Here is an 18,570-nt window from a genome sequence, read left to right as displayed (position 1 = left end):
CCGTTCCCATGCCGAACACGGAAGTTAAGCGTCTCAGCGCCGAAAGTAGTTGGGGGATCTCCCCCTGTGAGGATAGGACGTTGCCAGGCCAACGCAGAAGACGATCAAGCATATGCTTGATCGTCTTTTTTTAATAGTCAATAGTTTAGGAGGGATAACAGATGGCTCCTTCTCGGAAAAATCCTTTTACATTTCTAGAGACTCTAGAACAGCATGTGAGTGAACATCGCGTATCTTTTCACGTCCCAGGACATCATAATGGCACCGTGATTGATAATACGTTACCGAATGCATTTGCTAAAGTAATGCCATATGATCTTACAGAACTAGCACATTTAGATGATTTGCATGATGCTTCTGGAATTATTGATCAAGCTGAAAAAGCATTAGGGAATCTGTATGCGAGTAAAAGTAAGTGGCTTGTCAACGGTTCAACTGTTGGAAACTGGAGTATGCTCGCAGCCACAGTAAAACGTGGGGAACGAGTATATGTTCAACGAAATTCACATAAATCTGTATGGAATGCAATTGAATGGCTAGGATTAAAACCTATCCTATTAACACCTACAATTGAACGAGGTACAGGAATTCCGACAGTGGTGACATTAGAAACAATTGAGCAGGCTGTTCAAAAATTTCCGGGAGGACGAGCCGTTATGTTAACATCTCCTACGTACTATGGAGATATGGCGGATATTCGTTCGATATCAAATTTTTTGTTGTCTTTGAAAATCCCCTTACTCGTCGATGAAGCACATGGTGCGCATTTGATTCATCCTAAATTACTTCAGCGTTCTGCAATTTTTGAGGGAGCGAGTGCAGTCGTACAGTCTGCACATAAAACACTACCTGCATTGACGATGGGAGCTTGGATTCATTATAAAGAAGATATCGATGAAGTTCGGTTAAAACACGCATTGTCTTCCTTTCAGACATCGAGTCCTTCTTATCTTATTATGGCTTCATTAGATTATGCACGATCCTATTTAGAAAGCTTAACCGATGAAGCATGGTCTTCTATTCAAAAAAGTCATGCCCACTTTGTTCTAGAGCTGAAACGTGCCGGTTTTACTGTCAAAGTTGGGGATGACTTTACGAAAGTAACGGTCATGACTTATCCGAAAAATGGGTTGGTTTTTAGTGAACATCTTGCATCAATCGGAATCGATATTGAATTAGCGGCTGTGGATCATGTGTTATTCTGTTTACCATTAAGGGAAATAAAGAAACAGGAAATTGAGCACTGGATCAAATTAATCAAAAAAGCCGCTACGCACGTTCCAATTATTGATGAGGACGAAACAATTTTTCCGTTCCCTCAAACACAACGCGTATCTGAACTATATACGTTGATAGGTGATGAGCAAGTACAACGTGTATCCTTCAAACAGGCAATAGGATCTGTCTCAGCAGAAACCGTGATTCCGTATCCACCAGGCATTCCGTGGATTCTAAAAGGAGAGCGGATCACTGAGGAAAAAATACGTGTGCTCCTAGAGTGGATTTCTTTAGGGAGGAAGCTTCAAGCAAGTAAGCATGTTATGATAGAGCAAATTGATGTTATTGTAGAGGAGTTTTAAAAAGTGAGCGGAATGTTTATTACGGTTGAAGGACCGGATGGATCAGGTAAGTCCACGCAACTTCAGCTATTAGTTGAAAGTCTAACGCAAAAAGGATATGACATCGTGGTAACACGCGAACCTGGAGGAACAACTGTGGGCAATCAAATCCGCGAAGTCTTATTGTCCCCAGATCATCATGAGATGACACCGCGAGTGGAAATGATGCTCTACGCTGCTTCACGAGCACAGAATGTGGAACAAGTGATTCGTCCGGCATTAGAGCGAGGAGCAATTGTCCTTTGTGATCGATTCATTGATGCATCCATCGCCTATCAGGGCTACGGTCTACAATATGACCTTGATCAAATTCAGTCGCTAAATGAATGGGCAACGAACGGTTTGACACCCGATTTAACCTTTTTATTTGATTTGAGTCCCGAAAGAGCGAGTGCGCGCATGAAAGATCGAGGACAACTCGATCGGATCGAAAGTCGTGACCAAGCATTTCATGAGCGGGTCTACGAAGGATTCCAAACATTACTCAAACAGTACCCAGAACGAATCATCCGGATTGATGCCGATCAACCAATTGAATGCATTCAAGACGAGGTACTCGATTATACGATAGAACGATTACAACAAGGAGGCGTACAACGATGATGAAAATGGTGATTGCAATCGTACACGATAAGGATAGCGCACGTTTGTCTGACGCATTAGTCGAACAAGATTTTCGTGCGACGAAATTAGCTACAACAGGTGGCTTTTTAAAAGAGGGGAATACGACGTTTATGATGGGTATTCCACAAGAGCGTCTCGATGATTTAATGGATGTGATTCAATCAAACTGTTCGAGTCGCGATCAAATGATTACGCCAATCTCACCAATGGGAGGACATGCTGACTCTTACATTCCTTATCCGGTCGAAGTACAAGTCGGAGGCGCGACTGTATTTGTCTTGCCGATTGAAGGATTCCATCAGTTTTAATGGGAGTTGGGCATATGCGTTTTCAGGAGTTAAATGAGTCTCAAACAGTGGTCGCTCGAATCATCCAAAATTCAATCGTTTCGAATAAAGTAGGACATGCGTACATTTTCTCAGGAGATTATGAGCCATACTTGATTGAAACAGCCACATTGTTTGCGAAAGCCTTATTTTGTGAATCACCACAAGGGGCAGAGCCTTGTGGAGTGTGTCGAAACTGTCGACGCATAGATTCAAAAAATCTCGTCGACTACATCGAAGTGGAACCGGATGGAGCTAGTATTAAAAAAGAACAGATTCAACAATTACTCAGTGACCTATCATTGCGAGGAGCTGAAGGAGACCGTCAAGTATATGTCATTCATCAAGCCCATAAGATGACGACTCAAGCGGCAAATAGTTTATTGAAGTTCTTTGAAGAACCAGGTGTTGGGAAGCTCGCTATTTTAGTGACAACACAGCCACAGTTGCTTCTTCCGACGATTCGTTCACGTGCTCAACAACTTGCGTTCCGACCGATTGACCGTGCGAAGTTGGCACAGACGATGTCAGAAGAACGATCATGTACGTATGATTTGGCGTACCTCGCCTTGACCGTTTATCCGAAATGGGATGATGCGAAAGAAGCGCTTGAGCAGGAGTGGTTTGTACAGGCGTACGGGCTAGTGGTACAATTAATTGAAGTATTGACGAAACGACCTCAAGAGTTGCTCTTGTTCGCGCAAGAAAAATGGTTAGGGCATTTCAAAGGACGGAATGAATTGCGAGTTGGCCTTGAATTATTCGAACATTGGTTAGAGGAGGCACTTCATTTAAAAGTGCGCGATACGTATACTCCGAAACTGTTTAAGAATGAGGCTGCTTTATATCACGCATTTATCCAAAACCGATCTGTTTCTAAGCTCACACATGCAATTGAAAGTGTGCATGCGGCGATTCGACGACTCGAGGCAAACGTCAATCCTCAATTAACTTTCGAACGACTTTCGTTCGATTTGCAGAAAGGATAGAAGCGCGTGCTTGAAGTAGTTGGAGTCCGCTTTAAAGAAGCGGGAAAAATCTATTACTTTTCACCAGGCGATGCAACACTTAAACGTGGGGATCATGTCATCGTTGAAACAGTACGTGGCATTGAGTATGGTGAAGTCGTCCAAGTCGATAAACAACTCGGCGAAGATGAAGTCGTCATGCCGTTGAAGACGATCCTTCGCGTCGCGGACCAAAAGGATGCGGATATCGTACGCGATAATCGACTGGCAGCCGTTGATGCTCACGCCGTCTGTGAAGAAAAAATTCGAGAACATCAATTAGACATGAAGTTAGTCGATGTTGAGTATACATTTGATCGCAATAAAGTGATCTTTTATTTTACTGCCGAGGGTCGCGTCGACTTTCGAGAATTGGTAAAGGACTTAGCTAGTGTGTTTCGGACGCGAATTGAACTCCGACAAATCGGTGTTCGTGACGAAGCAAAGCTACTAAGTGGGATTGGACCATGTGGTCGAGTTCTTTGTTGTTCGTCATTTCTTGGGGAGTTTGAACCAGTCTCCATCAAAATGGCAAAAGACCAGAACCTTTCGTTAAATCCGAATAAGATTTCTGGCGTTTGTGGCCGTCTGATGTGCTGTTTGAAATATGAGAATGACACGTACGAAGAACTAAAACGCGATTTACCAGACGTCGGCAAGCGAATCAAAATTCCAGAAGGTGATGGTCGTGTAATCGGTCTCAACATTTTGGACCAACTTATTCAAGTTGAGCTCCACGATCGGACGCGTGTCGTCACATATACGATTGATGAACTTGTTGAAGTGGGTGCGATTAAACGAAAACCGTCAAAACAGTGATGGGGTGCTGAGCAGTGGAAAGAATGGACAAAAAAGAAGTGATGATGCGTGTAGATGCAATCGAGCAACAGATGCAACTTTTAACGGAGCATTTGGGCGTGCTAAAAGAGCAGCTTGCCTATTTGCTTGAAGAGAACCAGCATATGTATCTAGAGAATCATCACTTGCGTGAAAAAGTCGAACAATTGGCAGAAGTTGATACGACAAATGGTGATTCACAAATCGCATTGTCTGGAAAAGGGCAGAATAATTTAGCTGCGCTGTATCAAGAAGGATTCCATATTTGTAACCTCCATTACGGACAGGTACGAAAAGATGGGGATTGTCTCTTCTGTTTGTCGATGCTCAATAAACATTAATACGGGGCGATAGATAGGGACTCCCTATCCGTCGCCTTTCTTTTATACAAGGAGGAAACAATGGTAACGGTAAAGGATGGAGAACGCCTCGATGATTTGCTAGGACGCCCAGGCAAGATTATTCAAAGTGACGATGTGTTCTCATTTTCATTAGATGCGGTGCTACTTGCAGAGTTTGTATGGGTACCGATTCAAAAAGGTCAGTTGGTCGACTTGTGTGCAGGTACGGGAGCAATTCCGCTTTTCTTGTCATATCGTACAAAAGGAACGATTACGGGTGTAGAGATTCAATCGAAACTCGTCGATATGGCGAATCGAAGCATGGCGGTCAATCGTCTCGAGGAGCGAATTCAAGTTGTAGAAGGGGACGTCAAAACGGCAGCAACCCAACTCGGACATGCACGTTATGATGTGGTCACATGCAATCCGCCATATTTTCTAGCGAATGAAACATCACTGCGGAATCAAAACGAACATCATACGATTGCCCGCCATGAAGTATTGTGCACGCTAGAAGATTGTATTAAAACGGCAAGTCAACTCGTCAAACCGGGAGGGAAAGTGGCGTTCGTGCATCGGCCAGAACGTTTACTCGATATCCTGACATTGATGCGTACCTACCGAATTGAACCGAAGCGAATGCAGCTTGTATATCCGAAAGCTGGACGCGAAGCGAATACGTTATTAATCGAGGGATCGAAAGATGGAAAAGCAGGTCTTAAAATTTTACCACCATTTGTTGTATATGAAGAAGACGATACGTATACGGAAGAGATGCGAGTCATTCTCGATGCCTAAACATTATACGTATATCGTAGAATGTAAGGACGGGACGTATTATACAGGCTATACAACGGACGTGGAAAAACGGGTTCTTGCACATAATGCCGGAAAAGGGGCGAAGTATACGAAAGCGCGACTGCCCGTACGACTTCGGTATGTGCAATCGTTTGATACGAAGCGTGAGGCCATGCAGTATGAATGGTCAATCAAACAATTGACCCGTGGGCAAAAAGAGAAGTTGATGGAGGGGACGACTAATGAATTCACAGAAGAGTTATCAAACTGAACAACCGACGTTGTATGTCGTACCGACGCCAATCGGAAACTTGGAAGACATGACATATCGAGCGGTGCGAACGCTTCAAGAAGTGGATTTAATTGCAGCGGAAGATACTCGCCAAACGATGAAGCTTTGTCGTCACTTTGAGATTCCGACCAAGCTGATTAGCTATCATGAACATAATAAAGAAGTGAGTGGACCGAGACTGATTGAAGATCTTCTTGCCGGAAAGTCGATTGCCATCGTTTCAGATGCTGGAATGCCTGGTATTTCAGACCCCGGGAGTGATCTCGTTCGGTTAGCCATCAAGGCGAATATTCCGGTGGTCGTTTTACCTGGTGCCAATGCCGCCCTTACGGCGTTGGTTGCCTCAGGTCTTCCGACAGAGCGTTTTCTCTATTACGGTTTTTTGCCACGTAAAAAGAAAGATCGTGTCGATGTTCTCGAATCCATTCAATATGAGCCGGGCACGATTGTTTTTTATGAAGCTCCTCATCGATTGAAAGAGATGTTAACGGCGATTCGACAAGTGTTCGGGAATCGGCAAATTGTTTTGGGCCGAGAGTTAACAAAAACGTTTGAAGAGTTTTTGAGAGGGACCGTTGATGAAGCGTTACATTGGTGCGAAGGTGAAGTACGTGGGGAGTTTGTCGTCCTGGTGAGCGGTGCGACAGAAACGGCTCCTACGACGACGTGGTGGGAGGCACTCTCTGTCTATGAACACGTTGCTCACTATATAGAAGAAGGATTGAAGCCGAATGCGGCTATCAAACAGACGGCGAAAGACCGTGGTGAGTCTCGAAACGATGTGTATGATGCGTACCATCAACTCCACAAAAAAGAGTAAGCAAGGAAATCCTTGCTTACTCTTCGCTGTAGTAGTTTTCGAGCATGTTCTTCAACTCAACGAGAACACGTTGTGCACCTTCTGGCGACAAGATGAGTTTGCCGTCAGCCAATTTGAAGTTATCGTCTGATACTTCACCTGTAACTTGGCAAGTCATGTTTGGCTTATATTTTTTCAAAACGATTTGATCGTTGTCGACGTAAATCTCGAGAGCATCTTTCTCTGCGATCCCAAGTGTACGGCGCAATTCGATTGGAATAACGACACGACCAAGCTCATCAACCTTACGAACAATACCTGTAGATTTCATTTGTGTTTCCTCCTCCAATGATGTCGAAATCTCATGGTGACATGAATCGTCAAAATTCGACAATGTGACTACAGCAAAAAGCATACTAAACTTTCCAATTGCAGTCAACTGCTTACTATCTGGAAAAGCAATTTTTCGAAATTTGTCGAATCAAGAGCGATATATACCTAAATTTCCCCGATAGTTTGAACTTGAAACAAAGAAAGGGTATTTTTGGAACATTTATGACGTATAAAACGCAAGAAAATTCCAAACAATTAGTTTTGGAAATTCTTTTGTCGAACCGTGTATAATGAGAATTGCATATGTCGAAAGGATGGAGAATAAATCATGGCGAAGCCGACTTTTTATATTACAACCCCAATTTATTATCCGAGTGCGAAATTGCACATCGGTCACGCATATACCACGGTAGCAGGTGATGCGGTTGCTCGCTACAAACGTTTAAAAGGATTTGATGTCCGTTATTTAACAGGGACGGATGAGCATGGTCAAAAGATTCAAGAAAAGGCAAAAGAAGCAGGCGTGACGCCACAAGCCTTCGTCGATGAAGTCGTGGAAGAAATCAAAGTTTTATGGGACCGCCTTGAAATCTCATACGATGACTACATCCGTACGACAGAAGATCGTCATAAGAAGGTTGTCGAACACGTCTTTGAGACGTTACTTAAAAATGGAGATATCTATCTTGGTGAATACGAAGGATGGTATTCCGTACCTGATGAGACGTACTATACGGAATCACAACTCGTTGATGGAAAAAGTCCTGACAGCGGACATCCGGTCGAGCTCGTGCGTGAAGAGTGTTATTTCTTCCGCCTCAGCAAATACGCGGATCGCTTGATTGAATATTTCGAGTCACATCCTGAATTCATCTTGCCGGAATCTCGTAAGACCGAGATGATTAACAACTTCTTGAAGCCAGGTCTCCAAGATTTGGCGGTGTCGCGTACGACGTTTGATTGGGGCGTACAAGTCCCGTCGAATCCGAAGCACGTTGTTTATGTGTGGGTCGACGCCCTCACGAACTACATCTCGTCACTCGGGTATGGGACAGACAACGACGAGCTCTTCAATCGCTACTGGCCAGCTGATGTCCATTTAGTCGGGAAGGAGATCGTTCGTTTCCACACGATTATTTGGCCAGCGCTCTTAATGGCGCTTGACCTTCCGTTACCAAAACAAGTATTTGCGCACGGTTGGTTGCTCATGAAGGACGGGAAGATGTCCAAATCAAAAGGAAACGTAGTAGATCCAATTCCATTGATTGACCGCTACGGACTCGATTCTGTTCGTTACTACCTTCTTCGTGAAGTGCCGTTCGGAGCAGACGGTACATTCACACCAGAAGCGTTCGTCGATCGCTTGAACTTTGATTTAGCGAACGATCTCGGAAACTTATTGAATCGTACGATCGCAATGATTAAAAAGTATTTCGACGGGAATATTCCGGCTTATAACGGAAATGTCACAGCGTTTGACGATGCCTTGTTGAGCATGGTGAAGGAAACGACTCGCAAAACAGAAGAAGCCATGGAGCACATGGAGTTTTCGGTCGCCCTCACAAACATCTGGCAACTCGTCAGTCGCGCGAATAAATATATCGATGAGACACAACCATGGGTTCTCGTGAAAGATGAATCGAAACGGGAAGAGTTAGCATCTGTCATGACACACCTTGCGGGCGTACTTCGTCATGTTGCGATTATGATTCAACCGTTCATGACACGTGCCCCGAAAGAGATGTTCCGTCAACTCGGACTAGAAGGGGAAGACATGTCGTGGGAGGCACTAGATACGTTCGCCGACTTCAATGACGCTGTCGTAACGGATGGTACACCAATCTTCCCACGTCGCGATGTGAAGGAAGAAGTGGATGCGATTCAAGAAATGATGCGTCAAGCGTCGAAAGCACGTATTGAAGAAACAGAAACAACGACTGAGGAAGTCGATGAAGATGTTCGTCCTGAAATCACAATCGACGTTTTTGACCAAGTCGAATTCCGTGTCGGTCAAATCGTAGAAGCCGATAAGATCAAAAAAGCGAAGAAACTGTTGAAACTTCAAGTCGATCTCGGAAAAGAGACACGTCAAATTGTGTCGGGCATCGCTGAATGGTATGCGCCTGAAGATTTAGTTGGCAAAAAAGTCATCGTTGTCGCAAACTTGAAACCAGTCAAGCTTCGTGGAGAATTGTCACAAGGGATGATTTTAGCTGCGGACCGTGATGGGAAGCTAGAACTCGCGACAGTCTCTGATCAGATGCCGAACGGTGCCATCGTCAAATAATGAAATGGGGGAGACCACGGTCTCCCTCTCTTTTTCTAAGGAGGAAACAAGATGTTGATTGATACACACACGCATATTAACGCGGAACAGTTCAATGAAGATGTGGAAGAGACGATTGAGCGGGCGAGAGAAGCAGGCGTTTCTCCGCTACTTGTCGTCGGATTTGATACGCCGACGATTGACCGAGCCATCGAGCTAGCCGAGGCACATGAAGACATCTATGCCATCGTAGGATGGCACCCTGTCGATGCGATCGATTGTACGGATGCTGATTTAGAGCGAATCGAGACGCTCATGAGTCATCCGAAAGTGATGGCACTCGGTGAAATTGGTCTCGACTATCACTGGGACAAGTCACCGAAAGACGTGCAACAGCGTTTATTCCGTCAACAAATTGCCATCGCGAAGCGGACAAACATGCCAATCGTTATCCATAACCGCGAAGCGACGGCAGATGTGCTCGATATTTTAGAAGAGGAACATGCGGAGGAAGTCGGTGGGGTGTTCCATAGTTACAGCATGTCTGTAGAACTTCTCCCTCGCTGCCTAGACTTGAACTTCTATATTTCCTTAGGAGGACCGGTCACGTTCAAAAATGCAAAAGTTCCAAAACAAGTCGCACAAGAAGTACCGTTAGATCGTCTTCTTGTCGAAACGGACTGCCCTTACTTGACGCCGACTCCGTTCCGCGGAAAACGCAACGAACCGGCATATGTGAAATACGTCGCGGAAGAAATTGCGTCACTTCGAGATATGCCATACGAGGAACTAGAAGAAGCAACGACGGCCAATGCGAAGAAGCTGTTCCGTCTCCCATGATCAAGCGCGTATTCGCCAGTATAGGCGTGATTGTAACTGCGTCTGTCGCATACGTGATGTTGCAACCTGAAACGATTCAGGTCATCGATGATGGTGTGATGATTGAGCATGAGACACGAGCCGATTCCGTTCTCGAGGTACTCGAGGAATTGAATATCACATTGGATGAAACGGATTACGTCACACCGGCACTGAGTGAGGACGTTCCGGAAGATCGTCTCATTCGAATCGAACGTTCACATGAGGTCTCACTCCAAATCGGGTACGGACAAACCGAATCGATTCAAACGAGAGAACGGACCGTGGAAGACGTGTTATTACGGTATGGGGTGACCGTACGGGATGGAGACACGATCTATCCGTCTGTACGCACACCCGTGACGAATGGAATGACGATTCGCTATCAACCCGTTGTTGCAGTCAATCTCATTGTCGGGGAAGATGCGTCGACCATCTATACGATGGCAACGAATGTGGAGCAATTACTAAGAGAAGAGAAAATTGATGTGACAGAGCGTGATACCGTATTACCAGACGCATCGACCCCGATACGAGAAGGCATGACGGTTACAGTCAATACGAATCGTGATGTCGTCCAATATGAAAGTCAGTTGATTCCATACGATATGGTCGAGGAAGAGGATGACACGCTTGAAGAAGGTGTGAAGCAAACCGTGCAGGTCGGAGTTCCTGGACTCGAACGAACAAGGTATGCACTTACGGTGGAAAATGGTACAATTACGAATCGTACGAAAACGGATGTCGAGACGTTACGTAAAGCGATACCACAGGTGATCAAAGTAGGTACGAAGAAAGTCACAGAACCCGTTACAGAACCTACGACAGCGGACGAATCGAGCCCGTTCATTCCAGAAGCTGAAGTCGAGATTGCGGAACCACCGAAAACGGACGACGTATTAGATTTCTCATCCGCGAAGCAGTTACTCGTGGAAGCGACGGCTTATACGAACAATCCAGAAGATACGGTGACGTATGACGGACGCGTGCTGACAAGAAGCGGTTATGATGTAACGGACACGATTCTCTTTGAAGGCATGCGCATCATCGCCGTCGACCCGGCCATCATTCCTCTCGGTACTCGCGTGTATGTTGAAGGAATTGGCATGGCGATTGCTCTAGATACGGGTAGCGCAATCAAAGGTCAAAAAATCGACATCATGATGGATGAGTTGGAGGAGGCTGTGACGTTTGGTCGCAAACCACTTACCATCTGGGTCATTCCGAAGCAGGAAGAAGAGAAAGAAGGAACAGACAATGCGTGAGAAAATACAAGAAATTATTGTCGTAGAAGGACGTGACGATACGGCACGACTTCAGGAAGTGTTTGAGGTCGATACGATTGAGACGAACGGCTCTGCCGTATCTGATCAGACAATCGAACGGATTCGCCGTGCGCAAGAGAAGCGTGGAGTTATCATTTTAACCGATCCGGATTATCCGGGAGATCGTATTCGATCAATCGTCGAAGAGCGGGTCAAAGGGTGTAAACATGCTCACCTGCCACGGGCCGAGGCAAAAGGCAAACGTGGGAAGATTGGGGTAGAACATGCGAGCCCGGAATCGCTTCGTCGCGTCTTGCGCGCCGTATTTGAACCACGTGTTGAAACGAATCAACCGATCGTCACGCGAAAAATGGTATTAGATGCGGATTTAATCGGTGGGGCCGCAGCGGCGATACGTCGGAAACGACTCGGTGTATTGCTTCGCATCGGCGAGCCGAATGCGAAACAATTTGTGAAACGAGTCGAGGCGCTCGGTGTCACGGTCGAAGAGTGGGAGCAAGCACTTGCTCAATTAGAGGAGGAACAGGGTTGAAAGATATTGCAACAATTCAACGAACAAAAGCGATTTTAGAGCGACATGGTTTTTCATTCAAAAAATCGCTCGGTCAAAACTTTTTAATCGATTTAAATATTTTAAGTAAGATTGTCGGAGCGGCAGAACTTAGTGAATCGAGTGGTGTCCTCGAAATCGGACCAGGAATCGGGTCGTTGACTGAGCAATCAGCCAAGCGCGCCAAGAAAGTCGTAGCACTTGAGATTGATCAGCGTCTTTTACCGATTCTTGAAGATACGATGTCCCCATATCCTCATGTTAAAGTCATCCACGGTGACGCTTTAGAAATGAATTTACGCGAGATTGTCGAACAAGAATTTTTAAAAGAAGGCATTGAAGACATCTCGGTTGTCGCCAACTTACCATACTATGTCACAACACCGATTATCATGCGATTGCTTGAGAGTGGTGTGAAATTCCGTTCGCTCGTCATGATGATTCAAAAAGAAGTGGCAGAGCGCATCGGGGCAAAACCGGGAACGAAAGCATACGGTTCGCTATCGATTGCGATTCAGTATTATGCCGAGGCGCAAGTCAGCTTTGTCGTACCTAAAAATGTGTTTATTCCAGCTCCGAACGTCGATTCGGCAGTCATTACACTTCGGATGCGCAAAGAACCTGCCGTACAAGTGAAAGATGAGGGCTTTTTCTTTGATGTTGCACGCGCAAGCTTCGCGCAACGCCGTAAAACCATCCTAAACAACTTAACAAATTATATTGGAAAAGAACACAAAGTCGAGCTTGAGCGTGCGCTTCACGAGGCAGGAATTGACCCGAAACGTCGAGGAGAGACGCTAAGCCTAGAAGAATTCGCACGATTGTCTGACACAATTTTACCACTTAAAAATAGTTGACGACCTTAAAACGAGTCGTTATAATATTAAACTTTATTTTCATATTCAATTATGCTATACTTGTAACAGTGAGGTGAAGCGTATGCCAAAGACGTTACAAGAAATCAGACAGAAACTCGAATCGCATGTTGGTGAACGATTGACGTTGAAAGCAAACGGCGGTCGTAAGAAAGTCGTTACTCGGTTTGGAACGCTCGTTGAGACATATCCTGCGGTGTTCGTTGTGAAATTGGATGAAGACCTGCACAATGTGGAACGTGTCTCGTATAGCTACGCTGATGTCCTAACGGATACAGTTAAAATTGAATTCGGCAATTGATTTATAAATGAGGGGCGGATGCATTGGCAGCTGCTTCTTTTTTTGTGCGCCTGTTTACGGTACAATGTCGAACAGGAGACAAATGGGAAGGGTGAACGTGATGCGCACGATTAGTGTGAAAGCGCCGGCAAAAATTAATTTGACGCTCGATGTCCTCGGGAAGCGTCCGGACGGCTATCATGAAGTAGAAATGGTAATGACGACAGTCGATTTAGCAGACCGCTTAGAGTTAACGGTTTTAGATTCGGATGAAATTCGGATTCAATCGGAGCACGCCTATGTGCCAAATGATCATCGGAACTTGGCGTATCGGGCTGCAGAGTTGTTGCGTGAACGGTTTAATATTCAACAAGGCGTTGAGATTGTACTCGATAAACAAATTCCGGTAGCAGCTGGACTTGCTGGTGGCTCGAGTGATGCGGCTGCAACGCTTCGCGGGATGAACGAATTATTCTCGTTAAACTTGTCGCTAGAGGAGCTAGCAGAGCTCGGTGCGGAAATCGGATCGGACGTTTCATTCTGCGTCATCGGCGGAACAGCCATTGCTAGAGGGCGCGGTGAGCAGTTAGAGATGATTCCGGCACCGCCTCCATGCTATGTCGTACTTGGAAAACCGAAACTAGGGGTATCGACCGCCGATGTGTATCGCGCCGTGCGTATGGATGAAGTTCATCATCCGAACACAAGTGCGATGGTCGAGGCAATCCGTCAAAAAGACTTTCATGGAATTTGCGAAAATCTTGGAAACTCACTCGAGAGTGTGACACTCAAGCTTCACCCAGAAGTGAACCAAATCAAAGAAACGATGCAACATTGTGGGGCAGAAGGTGTACTGATGAGCGGTAGTGGACCGACTGTCTTTGCACTCATTGAACATGAGCAAAAGGCGCATCGAATCTATAACGGTCTAAAAGGATTTTGCCCAGAAGTATTCGTCGTTCGGATTCTCGGCAAAAGACATTGAACAAAAACGAATGAAAGTGATATATTCTCATTAGAACATTCGTTTATTATTGAAGATGTGAAGGAGAATCCGTATGAAAATTCGTAGAAGTGGTCGTCTCGTTGATATGACCCGTTATTTGCTTGACCATCCGCATCAGCTTGTCTCGTTGTCGATGTTTTCAAGTCGCTATAAAGCTGCCAAGTCGTCCATTAGTGAGGACTTAGTCATTGTGAGTGAGATGCTGTCTCATGATGGGATTGGAAAGCTTGTTACCGTCCCTGGTGCAGCGGGTGGTGTGATGTTTATTCCAGGATGGAGTAAAGAAAAATCGCTTGAGATGATTGATACGCTCTGTGAGCAACTATCAAAGCCTGAACGTCTCTTACCAGGAGGGTACCTCTACCTAACGGATGTACTCGGCAATCCGAGTCAGGTAAAACCGATGGGCCAAGTCTTTGCGTCCGTGTTCGCTGACCGTAAAGTGGATGTGGTCATGACGATTGCGACGAAAGGGATTCCTATTGCCTATGCTGTCGCAGAACAATTAGGCGTTCCATTTGTCATCGTCCGTTCAGATAGTCGTGTAACAGAAGGGTCAACCGTCAGTATCAATTATGTGTCAGGTTCTTCGAAAGCGATTCGCACAATGGCGCTCGCACGTCGTAGTCTGCCACGTGGGGCGAATGTGCTCTTAATCGATGACTTCATGAAAGCGGGGGGAACGATTCGGGGGATGATGAGTCTCTTGAACGAATTCGAGGCGAATCTTGCAGGTGTCGGTGTCTTGATGGAAGCAGAAGGTGCCGAGAAGAAGATGGTCAGCGAATATGTTAGCTTAATGAAATTGACGAACGTTGACCCGGATGAAGGTCTCGTCACCATTTCACGGGGGAATGTGGAACAGTTCCTAAAATGATTGGCAAAATTTTGATTTCGTTTTATGATTAGAGGGTATAGAGTTATCAATATCGAGTCATGACGTTCGTTCGAAACCAACTGAACCTTACAGAAGACCACACCATGGCATAGACAACGATGAAAAAGGGGATGCGAAACATGCAGATCACAGACGTAAAAATTCGCAAAGTCGCGACAGAAGGCAGAATGAAAGCGTTGGCCTCAATCACACTTGACCATGAATTCGTTGTACATGACCTTCGAATCATCGAAGGAAGTAGCGGTCTATTTGTCGCCATGCCGAGCAAACGGACACCAGAAGGGATCTTTCGGGATATTGCGCATCCAATCAATGGGGAGATGCGACAGAAAGTTGAAGCGGCTGTATTGGAAACCTATTCCAATATGGAAGTGGATGTGCTGGATCCCCAGCACGTGTCTTACGGCACGAATGAATGACAGCAAACAGCGGTTAGGTTGCCTACCGCTGTTTTTTTGCGTTTCAATGGTTAAGGAATGGTACAACTATTGAAACGAAGGCATGGTTTCGATATAGTAGAAACGGTGTAAATAGGATTTAGTTGCAGAAAAGCCGAACTATACAGACCAATCACAGCTGTTGTGAGATAGGAGCGAATCAAGAATGGAGCGTTTTGCAGTCATTTTGGCAGCAGGAAAAGGAACGCGAATGAAGTCGAAGCTTTATAAAGTACTTCATCCGGTTCTAGGAAAACCAATGGTCGAGCATGTTGTCGATCAATTAGACCAAATCGGTGTCAGTCGTCAAATCGTAATCGTTGGCCATGGGGCGGAAGCGGTACAAGATACGCTCGGCACACGGGTAGAGTATGCAGTCCAAGAACAACAACTTGGCACAGGGCATGCTGTTCAAATGGCAGAAGCAGAGCTTGCGGGTAAATCAGGAGCGACACTTGTCGTCTGTGGAGATACACCGTTACTGACGGCAGAGACGTTAGAAGCCCTTCTCGCTCATCATGAAGCGCAACAAGCGAAAGTTACTGTACTGACTGCGATTGCAGACGATGCGACAGGATACGGTCGTGTCATTCGTGGCGAAGATGGGAACGTGACGAAAGTCGTTGAGCATAAAGATGCTTCCGAGACCGAACTTGCCATCAACGAAATCAATACGGGAACGTACGTGTTCGATAACGAGTTATTGTTCGACGCGCTCAAACAAGTCGGAAACAATAACGCACAAGGCGAATACTATTTGCCTGACGTCATCTCGATTGCAAAAGAAGCTGGCGAAGTCGTCGCGGCACATACGGCACCTACGTTCGATGAGACAATCGGAGTCAATGATCGCGTTGCCTTGTCACAGGCAGAAGCAATCATGCGTAAACGCACGAACGAACGTCTCATGCGTGAAGGAGTCACGTTCATGGATCCTGCATCAACGTACATTTCTCCAGATGTGGTGATTGGTTCGGATACGGTCATTTATCCGGGTACGGTCATCCTCGGGAAGACTACGATTGGTTCAGAATGTGTCATCGGACCGAACTCAGACATCCGCAATAGTGTGATTGAAGATCATGCTGTCGTGCGCCAGTCTGTTGTGACAGATAGCAAAATCGGTGAAGCGGCTCAGGTCGGACCGTTCGCTCACTTGCGTCAACAAGCTGTACTTGGTGCGAATACACGCGTCGGAAACTTCGTTGAGATTAAAAAATCGTCGTTCGGTGACGGTGCGAAAGCTTCGCACTTGAGCTACATTGGGGATGCGTCAATCGGTGAACGTGTCAACTTAGGTTGTGGATCAATCACGGTAAACTATGACGGCAAGAACAAGTTTGAGACAGTTGTAGAGGACGATGCGTTCGTCGGCTGCAACGTAAACTTGATTGCCCCGGTAAAAGTCGGAAAAGGTGCGATTGTCGCAGCTGGTTCGACGATTACGAATGACGTACCGGAAGAGGCGCTCGCGATTGCACGTGAACGCCAAACGAATAAAGAAGGTTACACAAAACGATAACTAGCTGCCAATCATTATGGAAAACGATGGAGGAGAATCCTAAACATGTCTACTGTATACGAACGAGAAATTCGTCTATTTAGCTTAAACTCGAACCGCCCGCTTGCTGAAGAAATCGCGAAAGAAATCGGTGTCCCGCTCAGTGATTGCCAAGTCAAACGTTTCAGCGACGGTGAACTCTATATCAACATCGAGGAAAGTGTTCGTGGAGATGATGTGTATGTCATCCAATCAACAAGCTCACCTGTAAACGAAACGCTCATGGAATTGCTCGTCATGATCGATGCACTCAAACGTGCTTCTGTCCGGACAATCAACATCGTGATGCCTTATTACGGGTATGCACGTCAAGACCGTAAAGCGCGCTCACGTGAGCCGATCACAGCGAAGCTTGTCGCTGACCTTTTGACGGTAGCAGGTGCGACACGCGTCATCACAATGGACTTGCATGCAGCGCAAATCCAAGGATTCTTCAATATTCCGGTGGACCAATTACTCGGTGTACCGCTCATCTCGACTTACTTTGAAACTGAAGAGTTTCAAGCGAAAGATATCGTGGTTGTCTCTCCGGATCACGGTGGCGTGACACGTGCACGTAAATTGGCAGAACGTTTGAAAGCTCCGATCGCCATCATCGATAAGCGTCGTCCGAAAGCGAACGTTGCTGAAGTGATGAACATCGTCGGAAGCGTTGAAGGGAAAACAGCAATTTTGATTGATGATATCATCGATACAGCTGGAACGATCACACTTGCAGCGGATGCAATCGTCGAAGCGGGCGCGAAAGAAGTGTATGCGTCTTGTACGCACCCAGTCCTTTCTGGTCCAGCGATGGAGCGTATCGACAACTCATCGATCAAAGAGTTGGTTGTCTTAAATACAATCGATTTGACGGGTCGTCCTTGCTCGAGCAAGATCAAGCAGATGTCGGTTGCCCATTTGCTTGGGGAAGCGATCATGCGTGTCCACGAGCACAAATCGGTCAGTACCCTATTCGATTAAAAAACGAGGCCCGGAGGCATTCGCCTTTGGGCTTTTTTGTTCAGGAGGAAAGAATATGAAATGCATCGTCGGTCTTGGAAACCCTGGGAAAAAGTTTGAGATGACCCGACATAACGTTGGTTTTTTGGCGATTGATCGTCTTGCTGAAAAACATGGGATCTCGTTGAATGAAGCGAAGTTTAATGCCCTTATGGGAACGGGAAGAATCAATGGTGAACGCGTTGTACTTGTTAAACCCCTTACGTATATGAATTTGTCGGGTGAAGCCGTTCGTCCAATTTTAGATTATTATAAAATTGAGATTGACGATTTACTTGTGATTTATGACGATTTGGATATGGTGCCAGGAAAACTCCGTTTCCGTCCAAAAGGGAGTGCGGGTGGTCACAACGGAATCAAATCGCTCATTCAGCACTTAGGGACCGCCGAATTCAAGCGCTTGAAGCTTGGAATTGGTCGTCCTCCTCATCCGATTAAAGTCGTCGACTGGGTGTTGATGAACTATCGGAAAGAGGACTTGCTGGAATTGAACGAAACACTCGACAAAGCCGTAACCGCAGCCACTGATTTTGTAGACACAGATTGGCTAGCGCTGATGAATCGATACAACTAAA

General features: G+C 45.9%; 22 protein-coding genes and 1 rRNA gene. 22 read left to right on the top strand and 1 reads right to left on the bottom strand.

Annotated elements, in window-relative coordinates:
• The 10 genes from rrf to rsmI all read left to right on the top strand — a co-directional run.
• Positions 1 to 89, top strand: a 5S ribosomal RNA gene (gene rrf / locus KNO75_RS14610); the annotation flags it as partial.
• Positions 90 to 161: 72 nt separating this feature from the next.
• Complete coding sequence (locus tag KNO75_RS14605) at positions 162 to 1,580, top strand: aminotransferase class I/II-fold pyridoxal phosphate-dependent enzyme (protein ID WP_214818645.1); 1,419 nt, start codon at positions 162 to 164, stop codon at positions 1,578 to 1,580.
• A gap of 3 nt (positions 1,581 to 1,583) precedes the next feature.
• Complete coding sequence (tmk, locus tag KNO75_RS14600; protein ID WP_214791182.1) at positions 1,584 to 2,222, top strand: dTMP kinase; 639 nt, start codon at positions 1,584 to 1,586, stop codon at positions 2,220 to 2,222.
• A complete protein-coding gene (locus tag KNO75_RS14595; protein ID WP_031421800.1) occupies positions 2,222 to 2,551 on the top strand; it encodes a cyclic-di-AMP receptor in 330 nt (109 codons plus the stop codon). Before tmk ends, KNO75_RS14595 begins: the two co-directional genes overlap by 1 nt.
• A 14-nt stretch (positions 2,552 to 2,565) precedes the next feature.
• On the top strand, positions 2,566 to 3,558 hold the full coding sequence (locus KNO75_RS14590; protein ID WP_214818644.1) for a DNA polymerase III subunit delta': 993 nt from the start codon (positions 2,566 to 2,568) through the stop codon (positions 3,556 to 3,558).
• 6 nt (positions 3,559 to 3,564) lie between these two features.
• Positions 3,565 to 4,395 carry a PSP1 domain-containing protein gene (locus KNO75_RS14585; RefSeq protein WP_214791178.1) on the top strand — a complete coding sequence of 277 codons (831 nt, stop codon included), beginning with the start codon at positions 3,565 to 3,567 and terminating at the stop codon, positions 4,393 to 4,395.
• Between the two features lie 23 nt (positions 4,396 to 4,418).
• A complete protein-coding gene (gene yabA / locus KNO75_RS14580) occupies positions 4,419 to 4,754 on the top strand; it encodes a DNA replication initiation control protein YabA (RefSeq protein ID WP_012727746.1) in 336 nt (111 codons plus the stop codon).
• A 60-nt stretch (positions 4,755 to 4,814) separates the two neighbouring features.
• The gene (locus tag KNO75_RS14575; protein WP_214822434.1) at positions 4,815 to 5,552 is read left to right on the top strand and encodes a tRNA1(Val) (adenine(37)-N6)-methyltransferase; all 738 of its coding nucleotides are present in this window, start codon (positions 4,815 to 4,817) and stop codon (positions 5,550 to 5,552) included.
• On the top strand, positions 5,545 to 5,823 hold the full coding sequence (locus tag KNO75_RS14570; RefSeq protein WP_214796653.1) for a GIY-YIG nuclease family protein: 279 nt from the start codon (positions 5,545 to 5,547) through the stop codon (positions 5,821 to 5,823). Before KNO75_RS14575 ends, KNO75_RS14570 begins: the two co-directional genes overlap by 8 nt.
• Entirely contained in the window at positions 5,795 to 6,664 is an 870-nt protein-coding gene (gene rsmI, locus KNO75_RS14565) for a 16S rRNA (cytidine(1402)-2'-O)-methyltransferase (RefSeq protein WP_214822436.1), read from the top strand. Before KNO75_RS14570 ends, rsmI begins: the two co-directional genes overlap by 29 nt.
• Before the next feature lie 16 nt (positions 6,665 to 6,680).
• Here the strand turns inward: rsmI and KNO75_RS14560 are convergent, their stop codons facing one another.
• A complete protein-coding gene (locus KNO75_RS14560; RefSeq protein WP_012727742.1) occupies positions 6,681 to 6,974 on the bottom strand; it encodes a transition state genes transcriptional regulator AbrB in 294 nt (97 codons plus the stop codon).
• Positions 6,975 to 7,304: 330 nt separating this feature from the next.
• Here KNO75_RS14560 and metG point away from each other — a divergent pair, with 330 nt between their 5' ends.
• The 12 genes from metG (at position 7,305) to pth (ending at position 18,569) form a co-directional block, all read left to right on the top strand.
• The gene (metG, locus tag KNO75_RS14555) at positions 7,305 to 9,263 is read left to right on the top strand and encodes a methionine--tRNA ligase (RefSeq protein WP_214791170.1); all 1,959 of its coding nucleotides are present in this window, start codon (positions 7,305 to 7,307) and stop codon (positions 9,261 to 9,263) included.
• Positions 9,264 to 9,314: 51 nt separating this feature from the next.
• Positions 9,315 to 10,082 (top strand): TatD family hydrolase, encoded by a 768-nt coding sequence (locus KNO75_RS14550; protein ID WP_214791168.1) that lies wholly within the window; start codon positions 9,315 to 9,317, stop codon positions 10,080 to 10,082.
• Positions 10,079 to 11,365: a 3D domain-containing protein gene (locus KNO75_RS14545; RefSeq protein WP_214822438.1), complete on the top strand. Its 1,287-nt coding sequence runs from the start codon at positions 10,079 to 10,081 to the stop codon at positions 11,363 to 11,365. Before KNO75_RS14550 ends, KNO75_RS14545 begins: the two co-directional genes overlap by 4 nt.
• Entirely contained in the window at positions 11,358 to 11,918 is a 561-nt protein-coding gene (rnmV, locus tag KNO75_RS14540; RefSeq protein WP_214791164.1) for a ribonuclease M5, read from the top strand. The genes KNO75_RS14545 and rnmV overlap by 8 nt, the downstream gene beginning before the upstream one ends.
• Positions 11,915 to 12,793, top strand: coding sequence for a 16S rRNA (adenine(1518)-N(6)/adenine(1519)-N(6))-dimethyltransferase RsmA (gene rsmA / locus KNO75_RS14535; protein ID WP_214791163.1), 879 nt, complete (start codon positions 11,915 to 11,917; stop codon positions 12,791 to 12,793). The genes rnmV and rsmA overlap by 4 nt, the downstream gene beginning before the upstream one ends.
• A gap of 82 nt (positions 12,794 to 12,875) precedes the next feature.
• Positions 12,876 to 13,112, top strand: coding sequence for a Veg family protein (locus KNO75_RS14530; RefSeq protein WP_012727736.1), 237 nt, complete (start codon positions 12,876 to 12,878; stop codon positions 13,110 to 13,112).
• 100 nt (positions 13,113 to 13,212) lie between these two features.
• On the top strand, positions 13,213 to 14,076 hold the full coding sequence (gene ispE / locus KNO75_RS14525; RefSeq protein WP_214818641.1) for a 4-(cytidine 5'-diphospho)-2-C-methyl-D-erythritol kinase: 864 nt from the start codon (positions 13,213 to 13,215) through the stop codon (positions 14,074 to 14,076).
• Positions 14,077 to 14,149: 73 nt separating this feature from the next.
• Positions 14,150 to 14,974, top strand: a complete 825-nt coding sequence (gene purR / locus KNO75_RS14520) for a pur operon repressor (RefSeq protein ID WP_214791159.1) — start codon at positions 14,150 to 14,152, stop codon at positions 14,972 to 14,974.
• A 140-nt stretch (positions 14,975 to 15,114) separates the two neighbouring features.
• On the top strand, positions 15,115 to 15,414 hold the full coding sequence (gene spoVG / locus KNO75_RS14515) for a septation regulator SpoVG (RefSeq protein WP_214761672.1): 300 nt from the start codon (positions 15,115 to 15,117) through the stop codon (positions 15,412 to 15,414).
• A 184-nt stretch (positions 15,415 to 15,598) separates the two neighbouring features.
• Complete coding sequence (glmU, locus tag KNO75_RS14510) at positions 15,599 to 16,954, top strand: bifunctional UDP-N-acetylglucosamine diphosphorylase/glucosamine-1-phosphate N-acetyltransferase GlmU (RefSeq protein WP_214791155.1); 1,356 nt, start codon at positions 15,599 to 15,601, stop codon at positions 16,952 to 16,954.
• A gap of 45 nt (positions 16,955 to 16,999) precedes the next feature.
• Positions 17,000 to 17,956, top strand: coding sequence for a ribose-phosphate diphosphokinase (locus KNO75_RS14505; protein ID WP_012727731.1), 957 nt, complete (start codon positions 17,000 to 17,002; stop codon positions 17,954 to 17,956).
• Between the two features lie 55 nt (positions 17,957 to 18,011).
• Positions 18,012 to 18,569 (top strand): aminoacyl-tRNA hydrolase, encoded by a 558-nt coding sequence (gene pth / locus KNO75_RS14500; RefSeq protein WP_214796662.1) that lies wholly within the window; start codon positions 18,012 to 18,014, stop codon positions 18,567 to 18,569.
• The last annotated feature ends 1 nt before the right edge of the window (position 18,570 follow it).

Origin of the sequence: Exiguobacterium sp. s35 (genome assembly GCF_018617535.1) — a bacterium.
Taxonomy (GTDB): Bacteria; Bacillota; Bacilli; order Exiguobacteriales; family Exiguobacteriaceae; genus Exiguobacterium; species Exiguobacterium aestuarii.
This window is presented reverse-complemented; position numbering and strand designations above follow the sequence as displayed.